Annotated in this window: 7 protein-coding genes; 4 read left to right on the forward strand and 3 right to left on the reverse strand. The window is 36.1% G+C overall.

Translation table 11 applies throughout. From position 1 onward, the window contains the following. Nucleotides 1-67: 67 nt before the first annotated feature. Entirely contained in the window at nt 68-799 is a 732-nt protein-coding gene (locus EDF66_RS09840; protein WP_021189128.1) for a FadR/GntR family transcriptional regulator, read from the reverse strand. Nucleotides 800-979: 180 nt separating this feature from the next. Here EDF66_RS09840 and EDF66_RS09845 point away from each other — a divergent pair, with 180 nt between their 5' ends. From EDF66_RS09845 to EDF66_RS09855, 3 genes are all read left to right on the forward strand, one after another. Further along, nucleotides 980-4,225 carry a SusC/RagA family TonB-linked outer membrane protein gene (locus tag EDF66_RS09845; RefSeq protein WP_132842660.1) on the forward strand — a complete coding sequence of 1,082 codons (3,246 nt, stop codon included), beginning with the start codon at nt 980-982 and terminating at the stop codon, nt 4,223-4,225. 9 nt (nt 4,226-4,234) lie between these two features. Next, a complete protein-coding gene (locus tag EDF66_RS09850) occupies nt 4,235-5,800 on the forward strand; it encodes a RagB/SusD family nutrient uptake outer membrane protein (RefSeq protein ID WP_132842315.1) in 1,566 nt (521 codons plus the stop codon). A 68-nt stretch (nt 5,801-5,868) separates the two neighbouring features. Further along, nucleotides 5,869-6,789, forward strand: coding sequence for a dihydrodipicolinate synthase family protein (locus tag EDF66_RS09855; RefSeq protein WP_132842317.1), 921 nt, complete (start codon nt 5,869-5,871; stop codon nt 6,787-6,789). 137 nt (nt 6,790-6,926) lie between these two features. Here the strand turns inward: EDF66_RS09855 and EDF66_RS09860 are convergent, their stop codons facing one another. Continuing rightward, complete coding sequence (locus EDF66_RS09860) at nt 6,927-8,747, reverse strand: alpha-L-fucosidase (RefSeq protein ID WP_132842318.1); 1,821 nt, start codon at nt 8,745-8,747, stop codon at nt 6,927-6,929. Between the two features lie 165 nt (nt 8,748-8,912). Then, nucleotides 8,913-9,821 carry an AraC family transcriptional regulator gene (locus tag EDF66_RS09865; protein WP_021189121.1) on the reverse strand — a complete coding sequence of 303 codons (909 nt, stop codon included), beginning with the start codon at nt 9,819-9,821 and terminating at the stop codon, nt 8,913-8,915. A 565-nt stretch (nt 9,822-10,386) separates the two neighbouring features. Here EDF66_RS09865 and EDF66_RS09870 point away from each other — a divergent pair. Further along, on the forward strand, nt 10,387-13,143 hold the full coding sequence (locus tag EDF66_RS09870; RefSeq protein ID WP_132842320.1) for a DUF1553 domain-containing protein: 2,757 nt from the start codon (nt 10,387-10,389) through the stop codon (nt 13,141-13,143).

A 13,143-nucleotide genomic window follows, 5' to 3' on the forward strand; every position in this document is an offset into this window, starting at 1 on the left:
TGCTTTCATACTTCTGGTATGAAAGCAGTTGCTGTATAGTAATAAGTTATGATGAAATATTGAATTTTTAATCAATAGGTTTGTTATCGTATTGTTGTATACGCTGAAAGTGATTATCCAGATGCTGGCGCATAGCATTTCTGAAAACTTCAGGAGTTCCTACCTTTAATATGTCCACCAAACCGCGGTGAGATATGAAATTCTTTGAATTTGATTTCTCAATCAGCATGCCACTTGAGTGAACAAATTTAAATACGGGTAAAAGAAGATTTTGAAAATCTTTAAGCATGATATTCCCACTGATCTCATATAATTTACCATGGAATGCAACTTCTGTTTCGATATCGAATATGCTGTTGTCATTATCATTTGATTCTTTAGCAACAATTACTTCTAATTCTTGAATATCTGCAGGTGTAATTCTTTGATAAAGTAAATCTGCCATTCCAAGTTCCAATATCAATCTCATTTCAAATAAATCACGGAGTGTCTTATCGTCCATGATCGTTGGGTAAAGCGATTTTTTCATCGGACTGATCAGATCCGGACTTGTTAATACAGCACCTCTATGTTTTTTAGATTCTACTAAGCCTACTAGTCTTAAACGTAACATTGCTTCTCGGATCACAGTGCGGCTTACTCCTAAAGTTTCCGCTAATTCTAATTCCTTGGGAAGTGCATCGCCTATTTTTAATCCCTGACTAATGAATAAATTGATGATTTCTTTCTCCACTTTATCAACGAGTGAAGAGGTATCAATGGTGTTAACAAAATTGATCAATGTTGGATTTGTACTCATAAAAGTGCATTTATACGCCTAAAAACAAATATACATATAAATTTTTACAAGTATGTTGTACATAATCTTAATTTAATGTTGTTTTTTACAAATTAAATTATATAAATTTGCTTTATGTAATACTTAATAATAACCAATATGTATTCAAACCGAAAATTAAAACATTTATTACTCTGGTCTATGCTAGCAGGAAATCTAGCTGTAATCCATGCGCAGGATCGAAACATTCAAGGTAAAGTCAGAGATGCCGTTACAGGAGAAGTTTTGGGAAATGTAACTATTAACGTGAAGGGAAGTAAGCAATCTTTACAAACAAAAGCTGATGGTTCCTTTATTTTACCGACAAATCCGAATGCGATCCTGGTCATTACTTCTACAGGATACAAACCTCAGGAAGTAAAAGTTGGACAGGCAGAATCCTTGGAAATTAAATTAGAATCTTCCAATCAGCAAATTGATGAGGTTGTTGTTGTGGGCTATGGAAAGATGAAAAAATCCAATTTGACGGGCTCCGTAAGTCGATTGGATAAGAAAGTTTTAGAAACGGGTGTTCGATCCAATCCAGCTTCTGCATTGGCGGGAACAATTCCAGGTATTAGAGTACAGCAAACTTCAGGTAGGCCTGGTGCGGTGCCATCAGTAACGCTAAGAGGGGGGACTACATATGCTGGCGGTGGGAATCCATTAGTAATTGTTGATGGTTTAATTCGAAGCGGATTTAATGATATTAATCAAAATGATATTGAATCTATTGATGTTCTAAAAGATGCATCGGCTACAGCTATTTACGGAGCAAGAGCGGCAAATGGGGTGGTATTAATCACTACTAAAAAAGGAAAAGAAGGCGTATCTAATGTTACACTTCAATCTAAAGTTGGTATTAATACTTTAAACTCTCCATTTAAGTTTTTAAATGCACGAGATTATATAAATTGGAGTCGAAAGGGAGTTCAATTGTCAGGGCAGTATCAACCTAGCCAATTAGATCAATTAACGAAAGTTCTCCCATTTGGTACTGGTAATTTGTATAAAGATGCAAATGGAAACATTTTAGATGGAAATGTAACAAGTAATGCAGTTTGGAGCACAATGTTCTTAGATGATACAAATAGAGAGCTATTGCAGCAAGGCTGGCAGACAATGCTTGATCCAGTTACGGGTAAAGAATTAATTTTTAAAGATTTCGATTATGCGGATTATGCATTACGTGATTTCAGCTTAACTCAAGACTATAATATTGCCGTTCAAGGTGGGAATGATAAGGGGAAGTATTATGGAAGTGTTGGCAAATATAATGAAAAGGGAATGCCAATCAGTAGTTTTTATGATCGGACAACCTTTGTATTAAATGGTGATTATAAAATTAAGCCTTGGTTACAGTCCTTTTCAGGAGTCAATTTTGCTTATACAAAATGGCGTGATGCTATTAATGGTGAAGGTAATTACATGACCCGTGCATTAGGAGCGCCTCCAACTATGCGCGGTGTTAATGCCAATGGAGAATTGCTTGTTGGAAAAGATTGGCAAGATGGTAATCCAGTTGTAAATGATGATAAGTTTATTCGGAAAAATATTAATCAAAAGCTTACATTATCACAGGCTTTTACCGTCAATTTTTTAGAAAATTTAAGCTTAAGAGTTAGTGGTAATTGGTTTTTTAATCAGTCAACAGCAGAATCATTTAATAAGGATTATTTAGCAAGTCCGGGAAATTATGTACGCACACGTAATTCATCTGCTTCCTATGATAAGATCTATAACCAAACTTATAATGCCGTATTAAACTACAATACGAACATTCGTGAAGATCATCATATTGATGCGATGATCGGTTGGGAATTTTTTGATGCATATAATAATGGTTTTTCCGCTTCAGGAACAGGAGCGCCAACAGATGATTTTATGGATTTGGGTTTAACAAGCCCAGAAGCAAATAAGAGAGCGATTGACTCGTATCATGATCGCCAACGTATAACTTCCTATTTTGGACGTGTCAATTATGATTATAAGGAAAAATATCTGATGACTTTGACAGCAAGACGCGATGGTTATTCTACTCTCCTTAATAATCGATGGGGAACTTTTCCTGGAATATCACTAGGCTGGGCTTTACATAAAGAAGATTTTTTAAAGGATTATTTAGGTGCTGATCATACTGTGAATTCATTAAAACTGCGTGCAAGTTATGGTGCAAACGGAAATGTTAGTGGAATAGGTTCATATACCTTACAAGGTTCTTATGGAACTACTAAATATGATGGTCAGGTAGGATACACGATGTCAACTTTATCTATCCCTAACTTGAAATGGGAAAGTTTAATGACTAAAGAAGTTGGTTTAGAAACTAGACTATTCAATAAATTAGATCTTACGGTCGCTTATTATCATCGTACGACAAAAGATAAAATAGCTAACCTAACATTACCTGCTTCTGCTGGATTCACAACTATTACAACCAACAATGGTGATATGCAAAACCAAGGAGTGGAAGTTGATTTAAATTATCAATTACTCCGAAAGTCTAATTGGGATGTAAATGTTAGTTGGAACACCGCTTATAATAAAAACAAAATATTAAAATTACCATATAATGGTGTTGAAAATAATAGACAGGGCGGTTTGCAGGTGTATGATTCAAAAACTAAGGAATTGATCTGGGTTGGTGGTTTTCAAGAAGGACAAGATCCAAATGTCGCATATGCTTATGAAGCTACAGGTATTATTCGTACCCAGCAGGATCTAGATAATTATGCTTTACAACTAAAGGATTTGATCGGAGCAAGAACACTTGTTCATCCAGATGTATTTAATGCGCTACCAGCCGATCAGAAAGGACTATATTACCCATTAGCTCTAGGTGATGTTATGTGGAAAGATGTAAATGGTGATGGTATTATTAATTCTTATGATCGTGTTTATATGGGAAATACAGTTCCTAAATGGACTGGAGGTTTCGGGCTTTCTGTACGCTGGAAAGATCTTAGTTTAAATAGCCGTTTTGATTATGCCTTAGGTTATGTTGCCTATGATGGACCAAGGGCTTGGTTTCTAGGAATGATGCAAGGAACATTTAATACGACAACAGACGTATTTAATACTTGGACTCCGGAAAATCCCAATGCTCAGTACCCTTCTTATTACTGGGCAGATCAATTATTTAAAAATAATACAAGTCGGGAAAGTAGCATGTTTTACAATAAGGGAAACTATCTGGCATTTCGCGAATTAACCCTTGGATATAGATTACCTAAAACCTTAGCAAATAAGATAAAAATGGAAGATTTAAATGTTTCTTTAACAGGACAAAACCTTCATTACTGGACAAAAAACACTTTATTTTCAGCAGAAAGCGGTAGTGTCGGACAGGGAGGCGGAGGATATCCATTACCCCGAACATTTATATTAGGTTTACAATTAACATTTTAATGCAAAGCGATGAAAAATATATTTATTTACTTACTAATAGCCTCCTCATTTCTTTCCTCTTGTAAAGAAATGGAATTAGATCTGGCCCCAGAAGATTATTTTGCTAGTGGATCATTTTGGAAAAATAACGATCAAGTTGCTGGGGCAATGCTGGGCCTTCATGGACAGTTGAGGGGACAACAACAAACGCTATGGAGTTTAGGTGAACTTCGTGGTGGAACTTTGAGAAATGGTACTGCAGATATTGGTACCTCTTCATTAAATTCTGCTAATATAATAATTCAGGACATTCGTGAAAGTTCACCTGGATTTAGTGCTTGGGCTGGTCTTTATGGACCTTTATTTCAAGTTAATAATTTCATTTACCAGGTAGAAAAAGCCGATTATCTTACTGAAGCACAAAAAGGCTACTATTTGGGACAGGCATATGGACTTAGAGCTTTCTATTATTTTTACTTATTCAGAACTTACGGACGTGTGCCACTGGTTACTGAACCTCAAGCAGCAGTTAATACACCTAGTTCAGCGGAAGAAGCGTACAAAGCTCGAACAGAAACAGAGCTAGAAACAATGGCTTTTATTAAATCAGAAATTGATAAATCTGAAAAATCATTTGGAATTGTTTATGATACAAAAAATCAAAAAGCACAGTGGTCTTTAGCTGCCACTAAAATGTTGAAAACAGAGGTGTACTTATGGACAGCTAAAGTTGATTTAGATGGTAAGGCTCCTCAGAATGTTAAAGCCGATCTCGATATTGCTAAAAGTGCAGTTGAAGATGTAATACCGCGATATTCTTTACAGAATAATTTTTCAAACGTATTTCAATCTGCTAGTATTCCGGCTATGAAAGGTAATTCTGAAATTATTTTTACGCTACGTTACATGAATCAGGAAGCTACCAATTTCTTTAATAATTTTATATATGCAGCTTCTGATGACATTTCGGGATATGTTGACGAAAATGGCATGGCTATACCGAAAGATCCACTACAGGCAGGCTCTACTGGTATCATCCGTTATCAATATAAAATTGATTTGTATAAATTATTTGAGAAAAATGATACTAGGGCAAATGCTACGTTTATAAATTTTAATAAAGGTAATACCTCTGCAACATTCTTGCGAAAATTTTTAGGGACCTTAATTGACGGGGTACGTAATTATTCAGATGATTATCCTATTTATAGACTTGCGGACGCTTATTTACTTTTAGCTGAAATAAAAAATAAATTAGGTCAAGATCCCACTGATGAAATTATGAAAGTAAGAAATCGTGCATATAATGGAAAAGCGCCATTATTTGTAAATGGAACTTTTGAAAGTAATGAACTTGCCATTTATTACGAGCGTACTAAAGAATTTGTTTCGGAAGGACATCAATGGTTTGATTTGCGTCGCATGCAAGATGCTAGTGGCAAGCCTCTTGTGTTTCGCCGTGATTTGCCTTTAGTTGGTGTTTTGGATAATACTGAAAGTCAGAAACATAAACTTTTATGGCCTATAGATTTAGGGACGTTATCAGCAGATCCGAAATTAACTGGACAACAAAATCCTGGTTATTCCGGAACCTAACCACAAAAATTCTACTCCATAACGGAGTAGAATTTCACTTAATCTTAACCCAAATCTAATCATTATATATGATCACTAAAAACATCGAAGGCTTAATTGCCGCACCTTTTACGCCATTTGACGAGAATGGAGCATTAAATTTAGCACAAATACCAAATTACTACCAGTCTTTAAAAAATAATAAGGTTACGGGAGGCTTTATCTGTGGATCAACAGGTGAAGGAGTCTCATTAACTTTTCAAGAAAAAGTCGATGTCTTAAAAGCATGGACCAAGTTAACAAAAAGCGATCCTGATTTTAGTTTAATGATTCTCTTAGGAGGTACAAACATTAAAGAATGCCGAGAGTTGGCCACAATTGCTGAAGCAGAAGGCGTAGACGCTATTTCATTTACATCACCATTTTATTTCAAGCCTTCAAATGTGGATCAGCTTGCTAAATGTTGTGCCGCTGTTGCTGAAGCAGCTCCCAATACGGCATTCTATTATTATCATATTCCGGTGTTGACAGGTGGTAATTTTCCAATGATTGATTTACTGAAAGCAGTAGATGGCAAAATTCCGAATTTTGCAGGAATTAAGTATACACATGAAGACTTTATGGATTTTCTATCTTGTATGAACTATGCGGATCGAAAGTATGATATGCTGTGGGGCAGAGATGAGAATATGCTATCTGCTCTAGTATTAGGAGCAAGGGGAGCGGTTGGGAGTACTTACAATTATGCCGCACCATTATATTATGACCTGATCAAAGCATTTGATGATGGTGATTTCGACAGGGCAAATGATCTTCAGCAACAATCTATTGATATGATTACCCTTCTTGGAAAATATGGCGGTATTTCAGTAGGTAAGGCATATATGAAACAGGTTGGATTAGACTGTGGAGAATTTCGACTACCAGTCAAAAATATGACTGCAGAGCAATATAAATCATTCGAATCTGATGTTAAAAAATTGAATTTTAATTCTTTCTGTTCAAAGTAGTTTAACGGCAATTAATTGAAAACAAAAAATATTTTTCATTTTTTGTGAAACTCGACATCAAATTTAAAAGAAAAGAGCCCTTTCCCATTTGCTTTTTACAGATGGAAAAGGGCTCTTAGCTGTCTATTTATTTCAGTTTATTTGACAGGAACGAGACTGATTGAACTAATCTCCGGTAGTGAATTTCCCGTAATTTCAAGCGCTTTAAGTTCTACTTTTAAAGCTGTGTCACCTAGGGCCTGCTGTGAAATTTCAAATGTTCCTGTTTCAACATCAACAAATTGGTTACCTTTCGTTGCCTTAAGTTTATACGATAGGTTGTTCGTTCCAAGACTAAGTGAAATAGTCCCTGATTTTTGCTCGTTTGGAAGATAATTAACGACTATTTTATAGGTACCAGGACGCTGTATTTTTACATCCCACGCCACTTGATCGGATTTTTTAGACCAGTCGCCAATTGCATTTGGACGATTCGGATCATGAGTCGTTGCGCCAATAAGTTTAATTCCTCCAGTACCGATTAATTTAGCATTATTAGCCGTTAAGACTATTCTACCATCTTTTTGAGTTAATATCTGTTGTTGTATTACTTCAGGAGTTCCTTTAATTTCTGCAACGATAACCATTGGCATCTGTCCTTTAAAGTCCGCAGGTAATTGGATTGTTTTTCCCGAAGTAGATTTTGATATTTTTAATGATTTTTTAGCACTTCCTAACAGATATGCTTTACTAATAGCACTTGCCAATGGTACTTCTATAGTCCCATTTGAAGGAATATCGAATACATGGAAATATAGTTTACCATCTTTTTGAGTACAGTAGCCCCAATCTAATCCTTGAAACGGACTAGCTGTAGTTCCATATATGGATTCATTATTAACTTTCATCCATTGACCGATGTCCTTCAGTAACTTCACTGCTTTCTCTGGAATAGCACCTTCTCCATCGGGACCTACATTGAGTAAGAAATTTCCGCCTTTGCTCACTGTTTCGATAAATAAACGCATTGTTTTATCAAATGATTTCCAATTCTGGTCATGTGCACTATAACCATAGCTTTCATTCATCGTGTGGCTCACTTCCCAGTCCATACCCGGAAGACCTGTAGGTGGTATATATTTTTCGGGAGTTCCAATATCACCATTTTTATTTTCGAGACCATCCCAGAAACGGTTATTGACTATAATTTGAGGTTGCCATTTAATTAAGTCTGTAAGAATACGTTTTGTTCCCCAGCTCTCTCCCTGATGATTTTTACTACTAAAGTCAAGCCATAGGACATCCAGACCTCCGTAATTATTCGCAAGCTCTTTCACTTGGCCATATAAGTAATCTTTATAGACTTCATGATTGGGCTTATAACCAGTAGGGTTGGGGTTCAAATAGGAAAGACCTTCATAAGAGTCCGGATGTTGCCAATCTAATAACGAATAGTAAGCACCCGCTTTTAAGCCATTAGCACGAAATGCTTTAACGACTTCTCCATAAAGATCACGTCCTTTAGGTGAAATATTAGTACCTCCTGTGATGTCATTTTTTAATGAATAAGGTTGCTGACTATTAAAAATTGAGAATCCTTCGTGGTGTCGTGAGGTTATAATGACATACTTCATACCTGCTTCTTCTGCAAGCGATGCCCAGGCAGAGGCATCAAATTTTGCAGCTGTGAATTTTGGTTTTAAAACTTCGGCATACGGCTTGCTCGGTAATTTTGCCCATGCTTGAATCCATTCGGCGTAATGTTGTGGATATTGTTTTCCTTCCCAGCTACCTCCAGCGGCACTATAAAGTCCCCAATGGATGAAAAGTCCAAATCGAGCTTCTCTGAACCACTCCATCCGACTGTCTTTTGTTTCCTCCCATCCGGTCACTCCTTCGTATGGAAGAGATTGCGCATTACTCGATAATACTGCTGTCGATAATAATCCCAAAAGCGCAATTTTCTTAATTATTTTCATTTAATTTTTATGGTTTATGTTGATATCATATATATACTCTATAATACCCTTTAACGATTATTCTTTTTCAGTTCCAAAGAAAGCGAATTATTTTTTATTTGTAAACTTTGGAATATGAATGTTACCCTAATTATTTGGGGACACATTATTCGTAATGCATATTACTTAAACATTGGAAGAAATAGATTTAATTGGTGCGCTAAATCTACCAACTTCCATTTCTTTTCTATAGGCTCTCGGATTTTTGTTCATAATTTCTTTAAAAAACTTATTGAAGTTTGTTAAATTTTGATAACCACTAGCATAACATACCTCTGAAATATTCAGATTCTTATCTTCCAGCAATTTGCAGGCATGTCCTATGCGTGTTTCATTCACGAATTTAGAAAACGATTTTTGGGTATGTTTTTTGAAGAACCTGCAGAAAGCATTTGAGTTCATATTTAAGAGGGTGGCCGCCTCCTGCAGCGAAACGGTATCTCTAAAGTTTTGCATTACGTATACATAAATGATGTTTATCCGTTTATTATCCTTTTCGCTGTAAACAGGTTTATATGTTCCTGAGGATAAATGATCGTATTCGGTGCTTTGATGCAGCAATGCTATAAGATTTAGAAAACCGGTTATTTTGGAAAAAGAATCTTTATGGACTAAATCCCGCATGAGAGTCATTGCATTTTTTAGTGTATTCCCATAAAATCGTAAACCATCTTTAGTCTTATCAATAAATTTTTGCATGGCTTGAATAGTCGATTGATCATCGGTCAATTGAATAAGAAAGTCAGCTGGAAAGTAAATAACAAGAGCTTTAGCACGCTCATGGTAGTCTGGCTTTAAAAAAGCATCATCATTATGCCAAATATGTGGAATGTTAGGCCCGATTAATACCATATCTCCTGCACTAAATGAGTCAATATGATTACCAACAATACGTTTGCCGTAACTTTCTTCGATAAGGACTAGTTCGCATAGTTCATGAAAGTGCAAAGGATTACTAAAAAAAGCTTCGTCCACATGTTTGATATGTATTGTTTTCTTCGGAAGTGGACTGATTTCTATTAATTTAGCTTTCATTCGTCTAGATAATTGGCTTATAACCTACGAATATATAAATTTCGGCATAATAAAACAATTTTTGATTTTTTGTGATCGATGATCGCTTTTTAGGGATATATAGTTGTAAAAGATGAACTGATGATGTTGATTTATACTGATGTGCGAATTCGTGTAAGCTAAGTTATCAAATTTTAATAACCAAGTTTTTAGATATGCTCGGTGAATATGGTGGCTAGATTTTATAGAAAAAATTGTTCGTGATGGCCGTGTGATTTTTATTTATAAAGGGCATCATTAATTAATGATAGGAGACTATGATGCTGAAAGAAACAAATAAATTACACAAAAAAGGCATTAACGTCAATATACTGTCATTATTTGTTAATGAGGTTGTATTTTATGAGGTTAAAGATCTTTAATTTTATTTTTTATAAATGAAGAAGAACTGCTGTTAGCAAGATACATTATAAAACCTTTGTATTATTTTATAAACCTAATAAGCGAATAAAACTAATTGGCTTTGTTTAAAATCGTTGTACTGCGATTTAAAATAAAAGCTTAGCAGTTATAAATCGTATTAAACATGAAAAAGAAAGTCGTCGTCGTATCCCTCTTATTGAGTGCCATTGTGGTCGTCGGATTGTTTACCTTTAAGAAGGAAGATCCTGTTGATTTTAGTGCTGAAGTGAAGCCCATCCTTAATAAGCATTGCATTACGTGCCATGGTGGCGTAAAGAAAAATGGAGGTTTTAGTTTACTTTTTGAAAACGAAGCATTTGCTAAAGCAGAGTCTGGTAAGCCAGCTATAATCGCAGGTGATGCAGATCATAGTGAATTTATTAAACGGTTGACCATTGATGATCCAGAATTAAGAATGCCTTACAATGCACCACGTTTGAGTGATGATGAAATCGACATCTTGAAAAGATGGATCAACGAGGGGGCGAAATGGGGCAAGCACTGGGCATATACTTTGCCTGAAAAAGTTGAAGTACCTGAACCATTTTCTTTTGCCAGTTTATTCGGGATGAATCCATCTGGTATATCCAATAATATCGATTATTTCGTTCAGGATAAAATGAAAGAGAAAGACCTGTCTTTTTCAAAAGAGGCAGATAAGGAGACCTTATTGAGACGGTTGTATTTGGATGTGGTCGGTATTCCGCCTAGTTTATCCGAATTGCAATCATTTGCATCCGATACTAGGGAAAATGCTTACGAACTAAGAGTTGATAGTTTATTAGCTTCACAACAATATGGTGAGAAATGGGCAAGCTGGTGGTTGGATTTAGCCCGATATGCCGATACTAAAGGTTATGAAAAGGATGGATCAAGACAAATATGGCCTTATCGTGACTGGCTCATTAAAGCTTTTAATAAAGATATGCCTTTTGATGAGTTTACGGTACAGCAGTTAGCAGGTGATTTATTGCCTGATCCAACTAAAGATCAGCTAATTGCAACTGCTTTTCATAGAAATACAATGAATAATGATGAAGGAGGAACAGATAGTGAAGAGTTTCGTGTTGCCTCTGTTTTAGATCGTGTTAATACGACTTATCAGGTTTGGTTAAGTACAACTTTTGAGTGTGTACAGTGTCACAGCCATACTTACGACCCATTTAAATTTGAAGAATATTATAAATCTGTTGCTTTTTTTAATAATACACGTGATGAAGATACTCAGGGTGATCATCCAAGGTTACGATTCTATAAGGCCGAAGATGAAAGCAGAGTTGATAGTATAAAGTACTGGCTTACCCAGAAAGGAAATCAAAAGTTGATCCGTTCAACAGACTTATTCTTGCATACATTAGAACCAAAAATTCATGCACATTATAGTGATCAGGTAGAAAATGGGGCCTTATACGATACCAAATGGTTAGGCATACGTTCAGGTGGAAGTGCTCGATTGAAACACATCACCTTGCAGGGTAAAAAGCAATTTTATATTAATTATTGGACATCATTAAATGGAGGTGCCATAGAAGTCAGAAAGGGTAGTAAAACAGGCCCGTTACTGACGACAGTCCAATTGCCTAGTACTTCAGGAAGACAAGTTATTCAAGCAGATCTGAAGGAAGATACCGGAGTTCATGACCTTTATTTAATATTTAAGAATGCAACAGCAGCAAAAGATCAGCCGATTTGTATGATTGAGTGGTTCGCATTGCGCGAAGGGTTTCCAGTATCTGCAGACCCGGAGTCCCAGCGTATGCAAAATAACTTTATGCAACTGATTAATACAAATCCGGAAAGTGTGCCTGTGATGATTGAAAATCCTGCAGAAATGCATCGGAAAACACATGTTTTTGAGCGAGGAAATAGATTAGCGTTAGGTAAAGAGGTTCAACCTGCGGTTCCTGAAACATTAAATCCTTTCCCAAAGGGAGCTCCTAACAATAGATTGGGATTTGCTAAATGGATTGTAAGTAAAGATAATCCTTTGACAGCACGTACTTTGGTGAATAGAATTTGGGCGCAATTATTTGGACGCGGGTTGGTGGAACCACTAGGAGATATGGGGACGCAGAGCACGCCATCTATGCATATTGATTTATTGGATTACTTAGCGCTAGATCTCATGCAAAATAAAAATTGGAGCATGAAAGCACTTATTAAGGATATTGTCATGTCTTCTACCTATAAGCAATCATCGAGTTTAAATCAAGGAGATGCGGATAAAGATCCGGCCAATATATTTTTAGCTAGAGGTCCGCGATTTAGACTTTCTGCAGAGCAGATTCGGGATCAGACATTAGCCGTAAGTGGTCTCCTAAGTTCGAAAATGTATGGACCGTCGGTTATGCCCTATCAGCCGGATGGTGTATGGATGACGGTTTATAGTGGTGAATCGTGGGCGACAAGTACAGGTGAAGACCAATTTAGAAGGGGGCTTTATACATTTTTGAAACGGACAAGTCCTTATCCTTCATTTATCTCTTTTGATGCATCTAGTAGAGAAGTTTGTTTGGTTGATCGGATCAGAACAAATACACCATTGCAAGCACTAACTACGTTGAATGATCCCGTTTATCTGGAGGCCGCTAAACATCTTTCGACACTTATGCAGAAAGAAGGAGCAGGGGATTCTAAGAAAATAATTTCTTATGGTTATAAGAAATTGATGTTGAAAAATCCGAGTGAAGAAAAAGTGGTAGCACTGGAAAAATTATATAAAGAAGCATTACAAAATTTTAATAAGAAACCAGCAGAGGCAGCTAAATTCATGGCTGTCAATGCGAGTGATTTAAAAGATCCATCTTTAACATCAAAGGCTGCTTACATGGTTGTAGCCAATGCTTTATTAAACCTGGATGAATTTCTAACAAAATCGTAA

Origin of the sequence: Sphingobacterium sp. JUb20 (assembly GCF_004342035.1) — a bacterium.
Lineage (GTDB): Bacteria > Bacteroidota > Bacteroidia > Sphingobacteriales > Sphingobacteriaceae > Sphingobacterium > Sphingobacterium anhuiense.